Genomic DNA, 19978 nt, shown 5'->3' with positions numbered 1-19978 from the left:
GTTCAGCTCAGTCCGAGCCGGTCCTTCGCCTGATAGTAAGGGAAGACCAGCCGCGCGGCGCGCGCCTTGATCCGCCAGAAGGGAACATCCCGGCGCGTTTCGGCTACCTCGACCGGGATGTCGTCGAGCGCCAGCTTGCCGGCCGCGAATTCACCCACGACCCGGCCCAGATTCTGCGCCAGGTTTACACCTCGCGTCGAGAAGCCGACGACGGAGAACACCTCGCGGCCGAGGCGCTGCATGCGCGGCAGGTAGCTGTCGGTGACCGCGCAATACCCTTCCCAATAGTCGTCGAATTCGACATCGGCGGCCGTGAGTTGGGGAAAGAGCAGCCGCATTCTCTTTCGGGCGTGGGCAATGCCGTAGGCGCGCTTGTTGCCGAAGGCAAAGACAGCGCCACCCGAGATCAGCCTCCCGTCGTCGTCGAGGCGGCCGAAGCCGCCCGATTTGCGCAGGTCCGTGAAGCAAAGGCCGCTGTGCAATATCTCCTTGCGCAGTTTCTGGCTAAGCGGCTTGGTCGCGGCGTGATAGAGATAGACCGGCACCACCGAACGCTGCACCTCGGGCAGGAAGTCACCCGTATAGGCGTTGGTCGCGACGATCACGCGGCGCGCGCGCACGCGGTTTGGCCCGCAGCGCACCACAGCGCCCTGGGGCGTATCGTCGATGCCATCGACCGGGCTGCGTTCGAAAATCCTGACGCCCTGCTGGCTTGCGGCGCTGCCCAGGCCTATCGCCAGCCCGTAGGGGTTGACCGTGCCGCCGCTCGGATTCGACCAGCCGCCCAGATAGCCGGAGGCTCCCACGAGGTCCGCGACGTCGGCCGCCGAAAGCCAGGAGATATCCGCGCCCCATGCCTTCCATTCGTCGAAGACCCGGCGGACCTTTCCAAGCGACGCCTCGGAATGGGCTGGCTGCACCCAGCCGTTCTGAACCGCCGAGCAGTTGATCTGGTAGGCCTCGATCTGGCGGAAAACGGCATCGGCGCCGTCAAGGACAAGGGCGGAAAGGCGCTCGCCTTTCTTTCGGCCGATCATCGCCTGGACCGCCGATGGCGTTATGGCGCCGGGGAATTGGGGGACATTGTACCCGCCATTGCGGCCCGATGCGCCGTTGCCGACGATGCCGGCCTCGACCAGCGCGACGCTCAGCCCCGCCTTCGCGGCATGGATGGCGATGTTGAGGCCGCAATATCCCGCGCCGACAACGACCAGGTCGGCTTCCTCGGTGCCGGAAAGAGCGGGATAGCGATGCACGTGCTCCTTCAGGGTGCGTTTCCACACCACGCCTTGCAGTTCGCTGTCGATCGGACTTGCCAGGGACATTGCACGCACGCTCACGTTTCGAATTGCGCGATCTGGATAAGATTATGCGAGTGCCAGGCTTTGACGGGCCCGGTCGAGCGCATCCCTGGCGGGAGGCTTGAGCTGGAGGCGCCTACTCTTGACCAGGCCGGTCTGCAGCGCGATGTCGGTCATCGTCTCAAGATACTTCAGCGCCACGGTGCTGGAATCGACGACAGGGACGCCGGTCCCAGGAATTTCCGTGTAGCCGGCGGCGCGCAGCAGCGGGCCATAATAGGCGCAGCCGATGAGGATGACGTCGGCGCCGTCACGAATGCATTCCTGCGCCACCTGCTCGACGCGCGGGATGAATTCCTTGTAGGGGTCGTTGACCGCTCCCGCCAGCAGATCGCCGTCGGATTCGGGGGCTATGCTGCGCACCGGCCGGGTGATCGCACGATCGCTGAGGCCATAGGCCAGCAGGTCATTCTCGATCGACACGGAGGTCTTCTGGGAGACGGTCACCACCGCGAAGCGCCTGCCCAGGGAAAGTGCGGCGAGCATGGACTGCTCGCTGACGGAGGCAACGGGGACATCGAGCACTTCGCGCGCTTCCCACAGAGGGTCGTTCCAGCAGCCCAGGAAGACGCCGTCGAAACCGTCCTGTTCGGCCTGCATGGCCGCCTCGACGATGTGGACAGAGTTGATGTGCTCGGCATAGAGGGAGCGGACGAAATTGCCGCTCCTGGGCAGAAAGCGGAACTCCAGTTCCGTCTCCTTGTTAAGCACGGGCCGGACCACCTCGTCGAGCTTCGCCCATAACGGTTCGAGGGCGTCATTACGGGTGGTTGGATGAATCCAGCAAATTCTCACGTCACGGCTCCGCTGCTCCCGGGTTGCCGCTAAGTGTAATATGTTATAAAACTTTTGCAACTCCGCCGACGAATCCGGGAACAAATTTCTGGACAAGTGGCGGAAAGAAGCGAATTTTCTTTATCAATAGGTCGGGCGCGATATATGTCATGACCGGGAATGACGCCAAGGGACGGTCCAATGGTCGAAGCGCTTGCCAATTTTTCTCCCTTTCCACGTACCGAGACGCTCGGCGTTCGGGTCCGCGAGCAATTGCGGCACGCCATAATGGCGGGTCTCTTCCAGCCAGGCGAAAAGCTGACGATGCGGGCAGTTGCCGCCTCGCTTGGCGTGAGCCTGACACCGGCCCGCGAAGCGCTGTTCAATCTGGCGGCCGAGGGCGTGCTCGAACTGGGCGACAACGGCTCGATTTATATCCCGCAGTTGGATACGGAGAAGATCCGCGAGCTGACCAAGGTGCGCATATCGCTGGAGAGTCTGGCGGCGCGCGAGGCGATGCCCAACCTGACCTCGAAAGACATCATCGCCATCGGTGCGCTGAATGACCAACTTATTGAAGCAAATCAACAAAAGAACTACCAGCTGCTGACGGAGCTGAACTGGAGCTTCCATTTCAGCATCTATGAAGCGGCCCGTATGCCGTTCCTGGTCAAGATGATCGAAAGCTGCTGGCTGAGGACCGGCTCCTACCTCAAGATCATCTATCCGGACTTCGCCAAGACGGACAATGGCGTGCTCAATCACATCGCCATCATCCGTGCCATCAGGGAAGCGGATCCCGAAGCCGTGGCGAAGGCGATCGCTCACGACATTGAATTTTCTTCCCAGGCGTTTTTTGAGGCTGTGAGCGAAGGGCGGTAGCTCCGACGCGCTGCGTTTTTCATCATTCCCGTCGCCGCCAACGCCTCCCCTTGCGGTGCTGGGGACGGCCTCGGCTAGGCGTGCTCGTCCACGGTGCCGTCAGGGACGCTCCTGCAGCGGAAAATTTGCACTTGACGTTTATGTGATATAACAAATAACATTGCTTTCACACCAAAGGCATGTAAGGAAGGGATCGCGGAATGCTCGAGAAGGGGATGCGGGCGCTCGTTACGGGCGGCAGCGGCGGTATTGGCGCGGCTCTGGTGAAGATGTTGGGCAGCCATGGCGTCGAAACGGTCGCTTTGTCGAATAACCAGGAGAAACTAGACGCCCTCAAGGGCATAGATAATGTCAAAACCGTCTTCATGGATGTCACCGACGCAGCCGCGCTCAAGGAGGCCTTCTCGGGACAGCATATCGACATCCTGGTCAACGCCGCCGGTGTTCTCGGGGTCACCGGAGCTCTCTATTCAGTGCCGACCAGTTCGGCCCAGCGCATCATCGATGTGAACGTCATCGGCGTGCACAACGCATTGTCGGCTGTGGTGCCGGGAATGGTCGAGCGCAATCGTGGGCATATCGTCAACATCGGCTCGCTGGCCGGGCCCTATCCGTCGGCGGGGCAGCCCATGTACAGCGCTTCCAAGGCGGCCATCCACAATATGAGCGCCAACCTCAGGATGGAGCTCTTTGGTACCGATGTGCGCGTAACAGAGGTTCGTCCGGGACGCGTGCGCACTGGGATGCACGCCGAGATGTTCGACGGCGATCACGCCAAGTCCGACGCGATGCTGTATGACCCTTACGAGTGCCTATGGCCTCAGGACATCGCGGACGCCATCCAATATGTGCTGTCGACCCCGCCGCATGTATGCGTCGCCCAGATCGAGGTGGTTCCGACCCACCAGGTTGTTGGCGGCACCAAGATGTTCCAGCGCTTACCCGCGGCCTGACGCCGCCCGCTTCACCGATGGACGCCAGGGACCATGCCAATGTCTGCACCAGGTGACACGCATATTGCCGTCGTGGGCGCTGGAATCGTCGGGATCTCCTCGGCGCTCTATCTTCAGAAGGCAGGGTTTAGGGTCACTCTGCTCGATCGCAACGAGCCTGGCACCGGCGCGTCCTTCGGCAATGCGGGCGCAATCGCCCCGCATGCCTTCGTCCCGGTCAACAGTCCATCCATACCGCGACGCCTGTTGAAGCTTATGTTCTCCGGCGGCAGTCCGCTCAGCATCAACTGGGCCTATGCGCCGCGGATGATGCCTTGGCTGATATCCTTTCTGCGCCACTGCTCGCATGACGAAGTGACCAGGATTTCGCATGCCCTGCATTCGCTGTTGTCGCGCAATCTCGAATTCGCCTTGCCGCTTTTCAGGGAAAGCGGCGCGGACAGCCTCATCCGGGGCGGTGGCTACCTGCATCTCTATGAAAACGAGGCCGACTGCCGCGATCTTTCCACTGAAATCCAGATGTACAGGGACCTTGCCGGCGACATGGAGGAGATCGATGCCGCCGAGGTCGGCCGGCTCGAACCGAACCTGGCGCCCGTCTTCGTCAAGGGGCTCTATTTCAAGTCTGCCCTGCACTATCTCAGCCCGGTCGACGTCTGCGCAACGCTGGCCAGGCATTTCTGTGCCGAGGGCGGCACTTTCCTGCGTGAGGACATTGCGTCGATCGACAAGAATACGGCCGGCAAGCTGGTTCTGAAGGGCGTACGGGCGCATGTCGTCGACCAGGCGGTGCTTTCCGCCGGTGCGCACTCCAGGCGGCTGTTTGGCACAACGATTGCGCCTGTTCCGCTCGAGACGGAGCGTGGCTACCACGTCGTCTTCGGCGGCCATGGCGGTATCATCAGCCGCACCTGTTCCAGCGCCACGGCCGGCTTTGCCATGACGCCGATGAATGAGGGGCTCCGCTGCGCAGGCATGGTCGAACTGGCTGGACTGGACAAAGGTCCCAATCCGGCTTGCCACGCCTATCTGGAACGCACGGCCCGGCGTTTCCTGCCCGACCTGCGAGAAAGTCCGTCGTCGACCTGGATGGGTTTCAGGCCCTCAATGCCGGATGCGCTGCCGGTGATTGGCCGATCGCCGCGAACCCCGGAGATAATCCTCGCTTTCGGCCATCAGCACGTAGGCATGTCCAGCGGCTGCGTGACCGGCCGCATAGTCGCGGCGCTGGCCGCCGACGAAACGCCACCCGTGGACCTCACTCCATTCCGGCCCGAGCGTTTCTGAGGAGTTGCCTGCCATGCTGCCATACTATGACAGGGACAAGATCGCCGCCGTGCTGGACACCGATGCGCTGATCGACGCCATGGAACAAGCACTGGTCGCTTTCTCGACCGGCAAGGTGATCCAGCCGGTGCGCATGCGGGTCATCGACGAGGAGGCGGGAGGCGACCTCTGCCTGATGCCGGCCGTGACCGATATCCTGGCGGTCAAGCTTGTCGGCAACTATCCTCGCAATCATGAGCGGGGGATCGACAGTCACAACGCCGTTGTCATAGTCTTCGATCGGTGGACGGGCTTGCCGCGCGCCGTGCTGGACGGCACCTATATCACCCAGATGCGCACGTCCGCGGTGTCGGCCATGGCGGCGCGCCGGTTGGCGTCGCCGGACGCCAAGGTCCTGGCGATCCTGGGTAGCGGAGCCCAGGCGCACGGCCATTTCGAGACCATGCGGCGGGTGCGTGCCTTCGAGGAAATCCGTGTCTGGAGCCGCAATGCCGACCATGCCCGCGCTTTTGCCGAGAAGACCGGCGCCCGGCTTTGCGACAGCAGCGAGGCGGCCGTGCGCGGTGCCGACGTGATCGCCACGACCACCTCGGCGCGTGAGCCGATCGTCAAAGGCGAGTGGCTCAAGCCCGGCGCTCATGTGAGCGCGGTCGGCTGGAACGGGCTCGATGGGCGCGAACTGGACGATACGGTGATGAAATCCCTCATTGTGGTCGAGTCCAGGGACGCCGCCAATCAGGAGTCCGGAAACATCCTCATGTCGGGCGCGCGCATCCATGCCGAACTCGGCGAAGTCCTCGCGGGCCGGGCCGTCGCCGATCCATCGAGCACCACGGTTTTCATTTCGGTTGGCATCGCCACCGAGGATGCCTACGCGGCCGATCTTGTATTGCGGGCTCTGGAGAGGAGCTGATGAGGCTTGCATGGGCGGGCGGACTTTGATAATTAATTTGTTATAACAAATATCGTACTGTCACTGTTGTCGCCCGAAGGTAAGCCGCATGAAGAACTCCCCATCGATTCCCGAAAGGCTCGAGATGCATCGCCGGATGATTCTCGTGCGGCGGCTGGAGGAGCGCCTCGGCGATCTTCACAAGGCTGGCAAGACGCGTGGCCCCATCCATCGCTGCGATGGACAGGAGGCAGTCGGAATTGGAGCGACCGCGATGTTGTTCTCTTCGGACTACGTGACCAGCACTCATCGCGGCCATGCCCACTATGTAGGCAAGGGCCTGGACGTGCACGGTATCGCGGCCGAGATCCTTGGCCGCGAAACCGGTTATTGCGGAGGGCGCGCCGGCCACATGCTGATCGGCGACAAGGCGAACGGCATGATCGGCGGCAATGCGATCGTCGGCGCCAGCATACCTGCGGCAACGGGAATGGCCCTGTCGATCCAGATACGCGGCGGCTCCGATGTGGCCATGTGCTTCTTCGGCGATGGCGCGGCGCAGACAGGGATCTGCCACGAGTCCATGAACATGGCTGGGCTCTGGAGGCTGCCTGTCGTCTTCGTGCTCGAACACAATCAATACGGTCTGACCGTGCATCATTCGGTGCAGTCTCCGGTCGAGGATCTCAGCATTCGCGGCGCCGGCTACGGCATTCCGTCCGAGATCATCGACGGCAATGATGTGGTCGCGGTCTACCGCGCGGTCGCCACGGCGGTCGAGCGAGCGCGTCGAGGCGAAGGTCCGTCGCTGATCGAGGCCAAGACTTACCGGATGCAGGGCTTCTCGACGTCCGACATGGGCGGATATCAGGGCGAGGAAGAGCTTGCCACCTGGGCTGAGCGGGATCCGATAGCGATCAGCTTTCAGTCGCTTGTCGATGCCGTCGGGGCCGAACGCCTCCAGGAGATCGAACGCGAAGCATCCGCTGAGGTCGAGGCGGCGATCGATGCCGCGCTGGCTGCACCATTCCCCGCTTTCGCGGTCTACGAAAAAACCGCCCCTTACGCAGAGGTTCTCTGACATGGCCAAGATGCGTTATGCCGAGGCGCTCAATCAGGCACTCCGCGAGGAGATGCTGCGCGACCCCTCGGTCTTCCTTTTCGGTGAGGACATCGCTCGCTATGGGGGCGTCTTCAAGGTGACGCGCGGACTCATGGACGAGTTTGGCGAAAGCCGCGTCAGGGACACGCCTATCTCCGAGCAGGCCCTGGCCGCCATGGCCGTGACCGCTTCGATGACCGGCACGCGCCCGGTGCTGGAGATCATGTATGCGGATTTCATGCCGCTGGTCCTGGACGCGCTGATCAACCAGGCGTCCATCTATGAATATCTCTGGAAGGACGTGTCCATGCCTTTCGTCCTGCGCACGCAGGGGGGCGGAGGCGCCGGCGCGGGCGCCCAGCATTCCAAGTCTCTGGATTCACTCGTTGCCCATATTCCCGGGGTCAAGGTCGTCGCGCCGGCGACGCCGGCCGATGCGAAAGGATTGCTCAAGGCAGCCATTCGCGACAGCCAGCCGGTTATCTTCCTCGAGCACAAGCTGCTCTATAATCTGCGCGACGAGGTTCCCGACGACGCTGATTTCATCGTCGACATCGGCAAGGCGAGAACGGTGTGCGAGGGGAATGATGTCTCCATCTTCGCCACGTCGCGCATGGTCCTGGAAAGCCAGAAGGCGGCCGAGACACTGGCCGGCGAGGGGATAAGCGCCGAGGTCATCGATCTCAGGAGCCTGCGCCCGTTGGACCTTGGGGCCATCACCTCGTCCATTGCCAAGACCCATCACGCGGTGGTGGTCAATGAAGGTTGGCGCTTCTGCGGGTATGGCGCCGAATTGTCGGCGACGATCATGGATCACGCTTTCGACGATCTCGACGCGCCCGTGGCACGGGTGACGTTGCCGGACATGCCGATCCCCTATAGCGAGTCGCTCGAGATGGCTGTTCTTCCCAACGCTGCCAAGATCGCCCAGGCGGTCCACGATACGCTGAAGTGAGGAGGACCAGATCGTGACCGACATCACAGTTGTGGGCGCCGGCGGGGAGTATATGGAGTCCGTCGTCGTCGTCGAATGGCACAAGAAGCCGGGAGACGCGGTCACGGCGGGCGAGCTTGTGGTCACCGTTGAAACGGCCAAGGCTGCGACGGAGATAGAGGCGCCGGCGTCCGGCATCCTGGCACAGATCAAGGCTGAGGTCGGCCAGGAGATCGAATTGGGCGGCGTTCTCGGCGTGATTGCCGAAGCGGGCGCCATACAGTCGCCAGGCGCAGAACCCGCCGAGTCCCTTGTGGAGCGGCCGACCCTGGCTGCGAAGGAGGTCGCGAAAACCGGCTCCCGTCGCCCCTCCGTCAATCGGGTGCTTGCCTCTCCGCTCGCCAGGCGCGTGGCCGCGCAGAAGAGCATCGACCTCTCCGAGCTGACGGCGTCGAGCGTGTCCGGCAGGATCAAGCTGCGGGATATCGAAGCCTACGAAACGACAGCACGAGGAATCGGCCGGCCGGCCGCGACCGTCGCGCCAGCAAGGCCTTCGAGCGGCGCCATCCATGTCACCCGGCGCGGTAAGCCAGGCGGAATCCCGATCCTGCTCGTCCATGGGTTCGGGAGCGACAGCCTTTCGTGGCAGCCGTTGGTGGCCGCGCTCGGCAACAGCGCTTCGATCATCCTCGTTGATCTTCCTGGTCATGGGAAGTCGCCACCGCCCGAAGGCAAGCCTTCCATCCATGGTCTTGCCGAAGTGCTGGCGTCGGCCCTGCGTGAATTGGGCATAGAAGGCGTCCACCTAGTCGGGCATTCGTTGGGTGGCGCGGTCTGCCTCGCACTGGCGGAAAGCGGCGCGCTGGAGATCCAGTCGCTGACATTGCTGGCGCCGGCAGGCCTCGGCCCCGAGATCGATGGGGCCTTCGTCGACGGATACAACAGGGCGACCCGGCCCGAGAGTCTCAAGCCGTGGCTGCTTAGGCTTTTCGCCGACGCCTCGATCGTGACGCCGGGCTTCGTCGCCGCCACGCTGCAGGCGCGGGGCGATGTCGCAAGGCAGCGGCAGATCGAGCTTGCCGCCGCGTTCTTTCCCGATGGAACCCAAGCATCGGAATTGCGCGGCGTGCTGAAGCGCCTGACCCAGCCGCAAAAGATCATCTGGGGCGAGCTGGACCGTATCATACCGATGCGGCATGCGCTGCATGCCGGCGCGGCGGCGGCTGTTCATTTCATGCCGGGCGTCGGCCACATGCCTCATGTCGAGGAGCCCTCGACGGTGGCGCGTCTAATCCTGCAGAATGTTTCGTGCGCAACATAAGGAATATAGCGGCATGAAACCGGCGGCTATCGTAACGGGGGCGACCGGCGGGATAGGCAGGATGATCGTCGGCCGGTTGGTGCGGTCGGGTTTCCCGGTTATCGCTCTTGGAACGAAGAGTGCCGGACTTGCCGCGCTGGGCGAGGAAACGGGCTGCCGCACGCTTGTCCTCGATATCACCGATGCCAGTGCAAGCCAGGCGGTGCTTGCAGGTCTGGACGTGGGCGTCCTGATCCATGGCGCGGGTTTACTCGGGCCGCAGGTGGCGCTCTATGACACATCGGACGAACTGGCCTCCAAACTGGTTTCCACGAACATACTCGGCACCGTGAACGTGCTGCGCGCGCTCGTTCCGCCGATGCTGCAACGCGACAGGGGAACGATCGTGCTGCTCGGGTCGATCTGCGCCACCGCACCGGGCACGGGACCTGCTCTGTACAGCGCGACCAAGGCGGCGATGCACTCCATGGCCGCGAACCTCAGATATGATCTGCGCGGCAGCCGGCTACGGGTCGGGGAGATCCTGCTCGGCCGCGTGCGCACCGGCATCCATGAGCAACTTGCAAGCGGCGAGGACCTCTACAGCGGATTTGAATGCGTCATGCCCGAGGACGTGGCTGAAACCCTTCTGCATATGCTTGAAACACCGCCTTCCGTGAGCCTGGGAACGATCGAGATGATGCCAACCAGGCAGGTTGTCGGCGGCGCGCACTTCTCCAAGGGATGAGGACTGGATGCCATCGCTGTTTTTTAATCTGAACGGGGCCTCGCACGAGGTCGAGCTCTATCCTGACCTGGCGCCGAAGACGATCGGCAAACTGGTCGCGTCGCTGCCGGCCAAGCTTGATATCCACTGCGCCAAGATCGCCGGCCAGCATATCTTCTGGCATGCGCCGATTGTCGCCGACATCGAGAAGGCGCAGGATATTCTCACCCTGCCGCCGGGTACGTTCCTCTATTGGCCGGAACGGCAGTTCCTGGAACTCATCTATGGCGAGTTGCAGGCCGAGAAGGCGCAGGTCTGCGTGCTCGGCCGCCTCAAGGGCGACATCGGCTGGCTCAAGGAATTCGGCCGCCACGTGGTCGAGAACCACGGCCAGGGGCTGATCCTGGCCGAATTGACGGCCGCCCCCGACGCGTTGCCGCTGGCCGCGAAGGAGAAGCCGCTGTCTTCGCCTGGGCTCGTTGCGCTGCGCGAGGCGCGCAAGGCCATCTGGCAGGAAGCGCCCGAAGAGATGTTCACGCTTCTGAAGCGCGAAGGCATGATGCTGCCCTATGGCCCGCTCGCAATGGCCGAGGGTGAATTGCGCAAGCTGCATGAACTGCTCTGGCGGCTGCGTGGCGGCGGTCACGGCATCGACGCCGGCAATCGCGGCGAGGTCATCGCCTTTCTGATCGAGGCGTTCAATGCGCGCATCGACGGCTTCTGCGGTCTCCACGAGATCGGTGCCAGGCTGGAATCGGCCAAATCCCTGCTCGCCCAGCCGGAAACAGTTGACGATGTCGTCGAGGAGTTGATCCTCTACACCGGCCGCGCGGCGGCATGGCTCGATGCCTACATTCCCTGGAATGCCCTTAACGTGGCCACGCTGGTCTCGCTGCAAAGGCAAGGGGTTCGATAGGGACCGTTCCTTCACTGTATTCGTGCACTACCAGGCCGGAGCGTATTTCGCGCTCCGGCCTTTGCTGTTCTCGGGAAGCCGGTCGCAACGGCGACAGTCTCGAGCGCGGAGCGGGTTGAAGCAGACTCAACTGAGGCTGGAACGGATGGCCCCGTAGCCGGCCTCTCAATACATCTTAGGCCTGAGGCAATCCCGGAAGGAGCGAACGGCTTTCCGTCCGCAACTGCATGAAAAAGGACGCGGAACGGTTCGGCGTTTCCGTGAAAACGGTGAATCGCACCATGGCCTCAGAGCTTCAGGCGCGCAAGGAAACTCTGCTCATAGTAGGTCACGATGCGCGTGACGCTGAACGCGATGAAGAAGTAGATCAGCGCCGTCGCGGTCAGGATCTCGATCGGCCGGGCCGTGGCGTCGGCGATCATCTGGCCTTGGTACATGAGATCCGCCATCCCGACCGCCGAGACCAGGGCGCTTTCCTTGAATAGCGTCACGCAGTTTGAGAGCAGGGTCGGCACCGCGCGCATGATGGTCTGCGGAAGGATCACATAGGGCACGCTGACTCTGGAGGGGAGGCCAAGCGCGATGCAAGCGTCGCGCTGCTCGGCGCCGATAGATTTGAGGGCGGCGCGGCAACTTTCGCTGGAAATCGCTCCCATGTAGAGCGCCAGCGTCGCGATGGTGGAGGTGACGTTGCCAAGATCGATGCCCAGAAGCGCCGGCAGGCAAAAGAAGAACCAGAAAAGCTGGACCAGGACCGGAGTGCCGCGGAATATCTCCACGTAGGCTGTCGCGATCGCCTTCAGGATCGGGTGGCCGGACTGACGTATGACACTGACGGCAAAGCCGAGCGGCAGCCCGATCGCCAGGCCCATGGCTGTAAAGTACAGCGTATTGCCGAGACCGGTGAACAGGGCCAAGCGGTAATCGTAGAGAAAGGAGAGCGATGTTGCCAGATCCATGGGAGTCGCTCCTCAGGCCAGACGGTCGCGAAGCCGCTTCTCGCAGTAGCCGACGATTTGCGACAAGGGCAGCGAGAAGAGGAAGTAGATGAGGGCGACGGCCGAATAGATCTCGATTGGCCGGTAGCTTTGCGTGGCAAGGCTCTTGCCTTGGTACATCAGGTCGCCGATCGCCACGATCGCCACCAGCGACGTCTGCTGCAGAAGGCCGATCGTGTTGGTGAGCAGAACCGGAATGGCAATCAGCAGCGCCTGGGGGAGGACGATGTATATAGTCCTTTTGAAGGCAGAGAGGCCGAGCGCCGTGCCCGCATCGTAGTGGGACGAGGGGATGGCTTGGATCGCCGCCCTGTAGGCCTCGGCGTTGAACGCCGTGATGTTCATGCCAAGCGCAAGGATCGCCATCGTGAACGGGTCGATGAAGATGCCGAAGAAGAATGGCAGGCAATAGAAGATCCAGATGATCTGGACGAGCGCCGGAGTGCAGCGGAACAATTCGATGAACGTGACCGCCAGCCAACGCAACGGCAAGAACCGGCTCATGGCCATCAGGCAGACCAGGAACCCGCCGACGAGCCCGATGACGGCGCAGATCACGGTCAACTGCAGCGTGATGGCGAGGCCGCTCATCAGTTGCGGCCAGCCCGAGGAGATGACGGAGAAATCCCAGCTATAGCCGTTCATGGCGTGCCCTCAGCAAATCGTCTCGACGTGGAGCACCTTTTTCAGGAAATCCGCTGTTCTGGGCTCGGCCGGATCCGAGAAGATACGGGCGGGCGTGGCGTCCTCCACGATGCGGCCGTCGGCGCAGAAGATGACGCGCGTGGCGATGCGCTTGGCAAACCACATGTCGTGCGTCACGATCATCATTGACATCTTCTGCTCGGCGAGCTCAAGCATCAGCCCTTCAACTTCGGCGACAAGTTCGGGATCGAGCGCGGAGGTTATTTCGTCGAAGAGCATGATCTTTGGATCGAGCAGCAGGGCGCGGGCGATGGCCACGCGCTGTTTCTGGCCGCCCGAAAGCATGCCTGGATAGGCGCCGGCGCGGTTCTCCAGGCCGAGGCGCTTCAACAGTTGCATGGCGCGTTCGGTCGCGGTCGCGCGGCTTTCGCCGCGTGACCGGATCGGCGCCAGGATCAGGTTGCCGAGAACAGTCAGATGCGGAAAGAGCGTATAGTGCTGGAAAACCATGCCGATCTTGGCACGGACAGCCGTGTCGATCAGATTGTCCTTGCGGCCGTTCGCCCGCGCCTCGATGTAACGCGCGCCTTCGAACTCGATACGACCGTTGTCGATCTTTTCGAGCCCCATGACACAGCGCAGGAGGGTGCTTTTGCCGCTGCCGCTGGGGCCGATGACGACGATGCGCTCGCTTGGCTCCATCTGGAAGTTCATGCCATCCAGGACGTGCACGTGCCCGCCATAGGATTTGCGCAAATTGTGTACGCTCAGGAAGCCAGACGCCATGACGCCACCCCTCTTTGTTTTTCTTTGGGATGAAGAACGGATGCCACCAAGGCGGCATCCGTTGCAAGGCGAGAGATCTTATTTCGCACCGGCGAGATAGATTTCGCTCCAGTGCTTCAGCAGCCTGTCAACCTCGCCGAGCGCAACCTTCTCCTCGAGGAAGATGTTGAGGACGTCGAGATCGCGCTGCGAGATCGTGGATGGCAGGCCAAAGGAGATGCCCTGCTTCATCAGAGCCGGCGACGCGTCGACAAGGCCGACCTTTTCGGGATTGGCGGTCTGTAGCAGCAAGTTGGTCGTGGAGTCCGCGCCCGCGACGTCCACACGGCCCGAGAGCAGGGCGAGATTGAGGCCGTTGGCGTCGGGAAGACGAACGATTTCGGCTTGCTTGAATCGTTCGGTGACCTTGTGATCCTGGGCCGAGCCGGACATGACGCCGACGCGGATGCCGGGCTTGTCGAAGGTGGAAAGATCGTGAGCCGGATCCTTTACCTTGGTATTGGCGAGCATGTAGGCGAAGTTCATCTCATCGTAGCCGGCGATCGCGCTGTAGTTGATGACGAGCGCGCGGGCAGGGGTGCGGTTCAGTGCGGGGGACATGTCCCATTTGCCGGCCTGCAAACCCGCGACGACATTGTCCCAAGTGGTATCGACGAACTCGACCTTGACCTTGAGGACGTCTGCGAACTGCTTGCACAGGTCGAGATAAGCGCCGCCATACTCCCCTGTTTTCAGATCCTTCATCACGTAGGGCGGAGAAATCGCGGCCGCGCAGCGCAATGCGCCACGATCCTGCACTGCTTTCCAGAAGCCGTCGGCATGAGCGGCCGGGGTTGCCAGCATGGCTGCGGCAATACTGGCCACGCCAAGCATGCCGGCCCGGGCACCGCGGCCGAAACGATCCGCGGTAAGTTTCCATAGATCTGCTATTTTCATGATCATAAATCCCCTTGTTCGTCGGTTAGCCGGCCATGGTCTCTTCCATCCGCCGATTTTTGTGGTTTTCTTATTTTGTTATATCATAATTTTCAAATCATGTCAAACGAAGAGTTTTGGCGGAACCGCAACCAGGCCGGGTGCGTCAATATATCAATTTGAAAATAAACGATTTTTTGATCCAAAAAGCGCTGTTGTCGCGGTTCTGGGATATTGGCGTCTGTCCATATCGCGTCTTGCAATGATGGCAGAAATGTAATTTGTTATATAAAAGATCGTGAAGGGGTTTCGATGAAACGGCATCAAGGCAGACGTATTCTGGTTACCGGCGCGGCCACCGGGATCGGCCTTGCGACGGCGCGCTTTCTTGCCGCGGAAGGGGCTAGGCTCTATTTGGTCGATCTGCCCGGATCATCGCTTGAGGAAAGCACCCTCGCGCTGCGCGGGCAAGGCGAGGTCGCGCTACTCCATCTTTCGGTAACCGACGAAGCGGCGGTGCAAGAGGCGGTGGGCGACATGGTCGCGCGCTATGGCGGTATCGACGCGGTGGTCAATTCGGCCGGCGTCGTTGCGGTCGAGCCGGCGCTTGAGGCTTCTTTAGAGACGTTCCGCCGTGTCGTGGACATCAATCTGACAGGCACGTGGATCGTCTGCCAGGCGGTAGCCCGGCAAATGGCCGACAACGGCGGCGGCGCCATCGTCAACATATCATCCGTCTACGGCTTTCAAGGAGCGCCCAAACGCACCGCATATTGCGCCTCGAAGGGAGCGGTGATCGCGCTCACCGATTCGCTGGCGGTGGAATGGGGGCCGTTCAATATCCGCGTCAATAGCGTGGTGCCGACCGGCACGCGCACAACCATGGTGCAGGATCTGATCGATCGCGGCATATACAACGTCGATGCTGTGTCGCGGCGTACGCCGCTAAGGCGGCTGGCTGAGCCGGAAGAGGTAGCGGCTGCCTGCGGTTTTCTCATCAGTTCCGAGGCCGGCATGGTTACCGGGCATCACCTTCGGGTCGATGGCGGTTGGCTGGCCAACGGCTATCTCATGTAAATTTCAATCATCGGAGACCTAAACCATGGCGAAGCGTCAGAACATCTCCTCAGGCTCGCAGTTCGAAAAGGCCTACGGCTATTCGCGCGCCGTCAAGGCGGGTGACACACTCTATATCTCGGGAACGATCGGGATGGACTATGCGGCCGGCGTCATGCCCGACAACGCCGTCGGCCAGGTCAGGCAGATCATCAAGAACTTCGAGCCCGCGCTGCAGGCGGCTGGAGGCTCGCTTGGCGATATCGTGCAGATCACGACCTATGTCAGCGCGCCCGAAATCTTCAAGGAGGTCGGTCCGGAACTTGGCGTCATCTTCAAGGACATCACGCCGACCAATGCCGCGCTCGTGGTCGGCTTCCCGGTGCCGGGAGTCCTGGTCGAGATCGCCGCCGTCGCCGTCATCGGTTGCGAATGACCGGGAACTGATCGGCCGGAAAGGATCGATGATGTGCAATTCCTGCAATGGAAAATTCGCCTTCGAGATGGCGGACAAGGACGCGATGGCCGCGGCGGCGAAATCTGCCCACGAAAAGCGGGAGGCATGGCATTTCCATGTGCTGGCGCCGAACTGCGCGTTCAGTCCGAACCCGAAAGCCTACACCTTCCTTCTTGAACTGACAGATCAGGATCGGATGGTCTGCTGCTTCTTCGATGAAAGGCCGGTGGCCGTAAACAAGGAACTGCTCGCGCTGCTCCATGGCACTGACGCCCTGTCGGACAAGAAGGCGGCCGAGGGCTCTATCGACGCCGCCGGCAGCGAATTGCTTGATATGATTGGTGCGGCCGCGACGGCGGGCAAGAGTTGGCACCATCACATGATGTTTCCGGCCTGCAAGCTCAACGGGGCGGATGGCAAATGGCGCCTTTTCGTCGAGGTGGAAGGCCAGCAACCGACCTTGCTCGACCACGACAGCGAACCATCGCTGGTCCTCAACCGAATTGAACGCCTCTATTTCGGCCTGAGCTAGGTGTGAGCTTTCGGGAGGTTGTCCATTCGGACCGGACCGGGGAGACTGGAGTTACCACGCTTCAGCACTCACCGGAGGTCCGAATGAACATCCACAAGAATGCCCGTCTCGCACCGCTACGTCGAGAGGAGATGGCACTGTCGGTGATATAAGGCGCTCTTTCCCAAGCCCATGCGGCGCGCGTCTATGGCGTGTCGGCCAAGATCGTGGCGTGCTGGGTCGAGCGCTACAAGGCCGAAGGGCGGGCCGGCATGATCGATCGTTTCCTCGCGGCCCATCCATATGCCACAGGCCACTGCTGCGTCGATCGCCGAGCCCATCGTGGCGCTGCGGCGGCAACGTTGGACCGGCAAGCACATCGCCTATGAGGTCGGCGTGTCGCCGGCCACCGTCAGCCGGGTTCTCAAGCGTGCCGGGCTGTCGCGGCTGAGCGACATCGAGCCGGCTGAACCGATCCGACGCTACGAGCGCGAGCATCCAGGCGAGATACGAGAAAAAGGAGAGCGCTATCGCCTTCCTCAAGGCGGCGCTCGCCTACTAAGCCTGCCTCGGCGTTTCGATAGCGCGCGTCATGACCGACAACGGCTCCCTGCTACAGATCGAAGGCCTTCGCCAAGGCCTGCCGCGATCTCGGTCTCAAGCACGTCAGGACAAGGCCATATACGCCCAAGACCAATGGCAAGGCCGAGCGCTTCATCCAGACGGCATTGCGAGAATGGGCCTACGCAATCGCCTATCCCACTTCAGATCACCGCGCCGCTGAACCGCCTGTCTGGCTGCACAGATACAACTGGCATCGCCCACACGGCAGCCTAAAGTCAAAACCACCCATCAGTCGCCTCGATCTTTCCCAGGACAACCTCTTGAGCTCCACAAGGCTCTACTTCGATGAGATCGTCCGCGACGGACTCCGCACCAAAAGTTCTGATCAGAAGAAACGATGGCCGATGGGCGCCGCTTGGGGCCGCGGGCTGACAGGTTATCGCCGTTCCTTGATCCCACCATGATCCTAGGACGCGTTTTGTCAGCGATCTGATCCGCCTAACGCGAGCGGGTTGGATGCTGCACAGGCCGTTCTACCGCAAGCTCGATGTGCGATCACGCCGCCGCGAAAGCTGATCCTGCGCATTGCGAATGCTGCACGATGTGAATGCAACAAAACCCCAGTGGGTCACAATTTGTGCATGGGGGATTGACGCAGGCCAACCCGAATGCTTCTATTCTCGATATTCAATAATGATTCTCAATAATCGAGAACAATGCAAATGGGACAATCATCTTCAGCCATGGTTCAGCCGCCAATGCATGTCGGCCTGACCGGCATATCCAAGACTTACGACGGTCATAGCTTCGTCGTGCGCGATCTCAACCTCGACATCGCCAAGGGGGAATTCCTGACGCTTCTTGGTCCTTCGGGTTCGGGCAAGACGACGACGCTCATGATGCTCGCCGGCTTCGAATATCCGTCTGGCGGTGAAATCACCCTGGATGGAAGGCCGATTCAGGACAAACCCCCGGAGAAGCGAAACATCGGCATGGTGTTCCAGAACTATGCCCTCTTCCCGCATATGACAGTCGCTGAAAATGTTGGTTATTCGTTGCGAGTGCGCGGCTCATCCAAGGAGCAGATCGCCGCTCGCGTCGGCGAAGCGCTGGCGATGGTCCAGCTTTCGAACCTTGCGCAACGCAAGCCGACCGCCTTGTCGGGTGGCCAACAACAAAGGGTCGCGCTCGCTCGCGCGCTTGTCTTCGAGCCCAGCCTTGTGCTGATGGATGAACCGCTCGGCGCCCTGGACAAGAAGCTGCGGGAGGACCTGCAACTCGAAATCCGTAGAATCGCCGACCGGCTTGCCCTGACAGTCGTCTATGTGACACACGATCAGCACGAAGCGCTGACGATGTCCGACAGGATCGCCATCTTCAACGACGGTCGCATCCAGCAAATCGGCTCAGCGCAGGATATCTATGGCCGTCCCGCGAACCGCTTTGTAGCCGAGTTCGTTGGTGACAATAACTGCCTCGATGCGAAAATCGTCTCGATCGAAGGCGATTTGGCCCGCGCAAGACTGGCCGGCGGTCAAGAAATCTGGGCACGCAGCAGCGCGCACGCAAAGGTTGATCGACGGGCAACGATCGCCATCAGGCCCGAGAGCGTCCGCGTCACCGGGCAGGACCGCGGCGGAACGCTCAGCGGGCAGGTCAGCGACATCATTTATTGCGGCGACCAGTTCCGGATCCACGTCGAACTGCCGGGCGGGGAACGGTTGATTGCGAAGAGCTCATCATCGGCCGGAATCCAGATGGAGATGGGCAGCCATGTCCGTCTCGACTGGGAGCCCCACGATGCCTGGGCGCTTGACGGCAGATAACACAACTGAAAATCCAGAGAGGACATCACATGTTGGGAGTGCGTTCGTTCAAACAGTCATGCCTTGTCGGGCTTGTCCTGACTGCGGCGAGTTTTCCAGCCCTGGCAGACGGCCTGACGGTCGTCTCCTGGGGTGGGGCTTTGCAGGAGGCACAGACAAAGGCTTTCCTCGATCCCTACGCGAAGGCAAAGAACATCACCTTGACCCAGGATACCTGGAGCGGCGAACTGGCCAAGCTGCGTGCCATGGTCGATAGCGGCAATGTCGCCTGGGACGTCATCGACGTCGATCCGCAAACGGGGGCGACCGCTTGCGACCAGGGGTTGCTCGAGAAGATTGGTGACGACGCGGCCTTCAAGTCCGCGGGCCTCGTGGAAGGCGCCCTCACCGACTGCGCGGTGGGAACGAGCGTCTACGCCACGATCCTGGCGTTTCAGAAACAGGCATTCCCGAACGCGCCCACCAAATTGACCGACATTTTCGACACGACGACCTTCCCGGGCAAACGCGGCTTCCGCAAGAGCCCGGTGGACACGCTCGAACTCGCCTTGCTCGCGGATGGTGTGGCGGCGTCCGACATCTATGCAACCCTGGCGACGCCCGCCGGCGTTGATCGAGCCTTCAAGAAGCTCGACACAATCAAGAAAGACATCGTCTGGTGGGAGGCTGGCGCGCAGCCGCCACAACTTCTCAAATCCGGCGAAGTGAAGATGGCGCTGGCCTGGAACGGCCGCATTGCCGATGCCAACGCCAAGGAAAACGCCGATCTTGGGGTCGCCTGGACCAATCAGATCCGCGGCTTTGACATGTGGGTCATCCCCTCCGGTTCGAAGAATCTCGCCGCCGCCAAGGAGTTCGTGGCTTTCAGCGTCAAGCCGGATGTCAACGCCACACTGAGCAACTACATCGCCTACGGACCAACGGTAAAGGCAGCCAGCGATCTCATAGCAAAGGACGTGCTGCCGAACCTGCCGTCCGCCCCTCAGAACAGCGAGGGCGCGCTGGCCCAGGACGGAGCGTTCTGGGCCAAGAACGGGGACGCGCTGAACGCGCGCTTCTCCAGTTGGATTTCCCAGTAGGCCGGGTGGGAGT

The 19978-nt window shown here is 61.7% G+C and carries 20 protein-coding genes and 1 pseudogene; 15 read left to right on the top strand and 6 right to left on the bottom strand.

The genetic code is table 11. The features are described 5' to 3' along the window. Positions 1–2: 2 nt before the first annotated feature. Together EB230_RS29545 and EB230_RS29540 are read right to left on the bottom strand one after the other, a co-directional pair. On the bottom strand, positions 3–1325 hold the full coding sequence (locus EB230_RS29545; RefSeq protein WP_172374465.1) for an FAD-dependent oxidoreductase: 1323 nt from the start codon (positions 1323–1325) through the stop codon (positions 3–5). Between the two features lie 42 nt (positions 1326–1367). After that, positions 1368–2156, bottom strand: coding sequence for an aspartate/glutamate racemase family protein (locus EB230_RS29540; RefSeq protein WP_056566128.1), 789 nt, complete (start codon positions 2154–2156; stop codon positions 1368–1370). Positions 2157–2336: 180 nt separating this feature from the next. On the opposite strand from EB230_RS29540, the gene EB230_RS29535 reads away from it, so the two are divergent. From EB230_RS29535 to EB230_RS29495, 9 genes are all read left to right on the top strand, one after another. After that, positions 2337–3017: a GntR family transcriptional regulator gene (locus EB230_RS29535; protein ID WP_056566131.1), complete on the top strand. Its 681-nt coding sequence runs from the start codon at positions 2337–2339 to the stop codon at positions 3015–3017. Positions 3018–3217: 200 nt separating this feature from the next. After that, the gene (locus EB230_RS29530) at positions 3218–3970 is read left to right on the top strand and encodes an SDR family oxidoreductase (RefSeq protein WP_172374464.1); all 753 of its coding nucleotides are present in this window, start codon (positions 3218–3220) and stop codon (positions 3968–3970) included. A 39-nt stretch (positions 3971–4009) separates the two neighbouring features. Next, positions 4010–5257 (top strand): FAD-binding oxidoreductase, encoded by a 1248-nt coding sequence (locus tag EB230_RS29525; protein WP_056566137.1) that lies wholly within the window; start codon positions 4010–4012, stop codon positions 5255–5257. A gap of 13 nt (positions 5258–5270) precedes the next feature. Beyond that, a complete protein-coding gene (locus EB230_RS29520) occupies positions 5271–6170 on the top strand; it encodes an ornithine cyclodeaminase family protein (protein WP_056566140.1) in 900 nt (299 codons plus the stop codon). Positions 6171–6258: 88 nt separating this feature from the next. Continuing rightward, positions 6259–7230: a thiamine pyrophosphate-dependent dehydrogenase E1 component subunit alpha gene (locus EB230_RS29515; RefSeq protein WP_056566143.1), complete on the top strand. Its 972-nt coding sequence runs from the start codon at positions 6259–6261 to the stop codon at positions 7228–7230. Between the two features lies 1 nt (position 7231). Then, on the top strand, positions 7232–8206 hold the full coding sequence (locus tag EB230_RS29510; protein WP_056566145.1) for an alpha-ketoacid dehydrogenase subunit beta: 975 nt from the start codon (positions 7232–7234) through the stop codon (positions 8204–8206). A gap of 13 nt (positions 8207–8219) precedes the next feature. After that, positions 8220–9506: an acetoin dehydrogenase dihydrolipoyllysine-residue acetyltransferase subunit gene (locus tag EB230_RS29505; protein WP_172374463.1), complete on the top strand. Its 1287-nt coding sequence runs from the start codon at positions 8220–8222 to the stop codon at positions 9504–9506. Then, complete coding sequence (locus EB230_RS29500) at positions 9487–10233, top strand: SDR family NAD(P)-dependent oxidoreductase (RefSeq protein ID WP_348646674.1); 747 nt, start codon at positions 9487–9489, stop codon at positions 10231–10233. Before EB230_RS29505 ends, EB230_RS29500 begins: the two co-directional genes overlap by 20 nt. 7 nt (positions 10234–10240) lie before the next feature. Beyond that, a complete protein-coding gene (locus EB230_RS29495) occupies positions 10241–11128 on the top strand; it encodes a hypothetical protein (RefSeq protein WP_056566156.1) in 888 nt (295 codons plus the stop codon). Positions 11129–11415: 287 nt separating this feature from the next. Here the strand turns inward: EB230_RS29495 and EB230_RS29490 are convergent, their stop codons facing one another. The 4 genes from EB230_RS29490 to EB230_RS29475 form a co-directional block, all read right to left on the bottom strand. Then, positions 11416–12087 (bottom strand): amino acid ABC transporter permease, encoded by a 672-nt coding sequence (locus EB230_RS29490; protein ID WP_056566160.1) that lies wholly within the window; start codon positions 12085–12087, stop codon positions 11416–11418. A 12-nt stretch (positions 12088–12099) separates the two neighbouring features. Beyond that, positions 12100–12771 carry an amino acid ABC transporter permease gene (locus EB230_RS29485; RefSeq protein ID WP_056566164.1) on the bottom strand — a complete coding sequence of 224 codons (672 nt, stop codon included), beginning with the start codon at positions 12769–12771 and terminating at the stop codon, positions 12100–12102. 9 nt (positions 12772–12780) lie between these two features. Continuing rightward, positions 12781–13557: an amino acid ABC transporter ATP-binding protein gene (locus tag EB230_RS29480; RefSeq protein ID WP_056566167.1), complete on the bottom strand. Its 777-nt coding sequence runs from the start codon at positions 13555–13557 to the stop codon at positions 12781–12783. A gap of 78 nt (positions 13558–13635) precedes the next feature. Beyond that, a complete protein-coding gene (locus EB230_RS29475; protein WP_244493939.1) occupies positions 13636–14493 on the bottom strand; it encodes a transporter substrate-binding domain-containing protein in 858 nt (285 codons plus the stop codon). Between the two features lie 291 nt (positions 14494–14784). Between EB230_RS29475 and EB230_RS29470 the strand changes: the two genes are divergently transcribed. The 6 genes and pseudogenes from EB230_RS29470 to EB230_RS29445 all read left to right on the top strand — a co-directional run bounded on the left by EB230_RS29470 (position 14785) and on the right by EB230_RS29445 (position 19965). Beyond that, the gene (locus tag EB230_RS29470; RefSeq protein ID WP_056566170.1) at positions 14785–15549 is read left to right on the top strand and encodes an SDR family oxidoreductase; all 765 of its coding nucleotides are present in this window, start codon (positions 14785–14787) and stop codon (positions 15547–15549) included. 25 nt (positions 15550–15574) lie between these two features. Further along, positions 15575–15964 carry a Rid family hydrolase gene (locus tag EB230_RS29465; protein ID WP_056566174.1) on the top strand — a complete coding sequence of 130 codons (390 nt, stop codon included), beginning with the start codon at positions 15575–15577 and terminating at the stop codon, positions 15962–15964. 67 nt (positions 15965–16031) lie between these two features. Next, positions 16032–16517 carry a hypothetical protein gene (locus tag EB230_RS29460; RefSeq protein WP_155772546.1) on the top strand — a complete coding sequence of 162 codons (486 nt, stop codon included), beginning with the start codon at positions 16032–16034 and terminating at the stop codon, positions 16515–16517. A gap of 83 nt (positions 16518–16600) precedes the next feature. Then, positions 16601–17383, top strand: a pseudogene (locus EB230_RS29455) (IS481 family transposase); the annotation flags it as partial. A gap of 393 nt (positions 17384–17776) precedes the next feature. After that, complete coding sequence (locus EB230_RS29450) at positions 17777–18886, top strand: ABC transporter ATP-binding protein (protein WP_244493940.1); 1110 nt, start codon at positions 17777–17779, stop codon at positions 18884–18886. A 29-nt stretch (positions 18887–18915) separates the two neighbouring features. Next, positions 18916–19965 carry an ABC transporter substrate-binding protein gene (locus EB230_RS29445; protein WP_056566184.1) on the top strand — a complete coding sequence of 350 codons (1050 nt, stop codon included), beginning with the start codon at positions 18916–18918 and terminating at the stop codon, positions 19963–19965. Positions 19966–19978: the final 13 nt, after the last annotated feature.

Source organism: Mesorhizobium sp. NZP2234 (genome assembly GCF_013170765.1).
GTDB lineage: Bacteria > Pseudomonadota > Alphaproteobacteria > Rhizobiales > Rhizobiaceae > Mesorhizobium > Mesorhizobium loti_D.
Note: the sequence above shows the minus strand (reverse complement) of the source record. Positions and strands in the feature narration are given on the sequence as shown.